Annotated in this window: 1 protein-coding gene; it reads right to left on the reverse strand. The window is 69.2% G+C overall.

Features of this window, described 5'->3' with window-relative positions; all coding sequences use genetic code 11:
* Positions 1–26 precede the first annotated feature (26 nt).
* Positions 27–1303 (reverse strand): IS3 family transposase gene (locus NH602_RS30900; RefSeq protein WP_232021061.1). Its coding sequence is split into 2 segments (ribosomal slippage): positions 27–1015 and positions 1015–1303, totalling 1278 coding nucleotides; the frame shifts between segments, so codons are not numbered across the junction.
* Positions 1304–1354 lie beyond the last annotated feature (51 nt).

Below are 1354 nucleotides of genomic sequence, written 5' to 3' on the forward strand. Positions count from 1 at the left end.
TGAACCGCCCCGGCGTGTCCGGAGAGCTATCGGGTTGAGTGCTCTGACTCGGGCTGGCCGATGTGTTGACGGTAGTGCGCGGCCTCCAGCTCGGCCGGGGGCAGGTCCGCGGCAGCGGAGTGCAGCCGTCGGTGGTTGAACCAGTCGACGTACTCGAGGGTGGCGATCTCGACCTGCTCGACCGTGCGCCACGGACCTCTCGGCTTGATCAGCTCGGTCTTGAACAGCCCGATCGTCGACTCCGCCAACGCGTTGTCATACGCGTCGCCCACCGACCCGACCGAGGGCGCCGCGCCGGCCGCGGCGAGTCGTTCGGTGTAGGCGATGGACCGATATTGCGACCCCGCATCCGAGTGTGCGACCAGCCCGGACAGGTCCTTATGGCCCTGTCGGGCGCGAGTCCATACCGCGTGTTCGAGGGCATCGAGCACCAGCTCGGTACGCATCGACGTGGCCGCGCGCCAGCCCAGGATCCGCCGCGAACAGGCATCGATGACGAAGGCGACGTAGACCATCCCCGACCACGTCGGCACGTAGGTGAAGTCAGTAACCCAGAGCTGGTCCGGGGCCGGCCGGTCGAACCGGCGCTCGACCAGGTCACCGGCCCGCGGCCCACCACCGTCGATCGTGGTGCGGACCCGGCGTCCGCGGCGGACCCCGGCCAGCCCCGCCGCGCGCATCAGCCGCTCGACCGTGCATCGGGCGACGTCGATGCCCTCGCGGCCCAGCTGGATCCAGACCTTCCGAGCGCCGTAGACGCCATAGTTCTCGGCATACACCCTGCTGATCTGAGCGGTCAGTTCCTCGTCACGCACCTGCTGTCTGCTCGGGGCCCTCAACGCCGCGGCGCGGGCGGCGTAGTAGGTCGACGGGGCGATCGCCACGCCCAGCTCGGCGAGCTGGGCGCAGATCGACGCGACACCCCACCGCCGTCCCACCGTGGAGCGGGCGGCGTGCTGGTCGATGAACCTCACCAACGCTTGTGTGGCCGGTCGATCTCGGCCGCGAAGAAAGCCGAAGCAGCCTTGAGGATCTCGTTGGCCCGCTTGAGCTCCGCGACCTCCCGGCGCAGCCGCTTGACCTCCTCGGACTCCTCAGTGGTGGTGCCCGGCCGGACACCACCGTCGATCTCGGCTTGACGGACCCATTTGCGCACCGTCTCCCCGGTGCCGACCCCGAGCTTGGTGGCGACGGCGTTCATCGCCGCCCACGGCGAGTCGTAGTCCGACTCGACCTCGGCGACCATGCGCACCGCCCGCTCACGCAACTCCGGCGGATACGGCGGCTGGGAACGACGTGTCATGACTCCATCTCCTCAGAAGATCAAGTCTCCCGACACGCCGGGGCGGTTCAG

This window comes from Pseudonocardia sp. McavD-2-B (genome assembly GCF_024124365.1).
Classification (GTDB): Bacteria; Actinomycetota; Actinomycetes; order Mycobacteriales; family Pseudonocardiaceae; genus Pseudonocardia; species Pseudonocardia alni.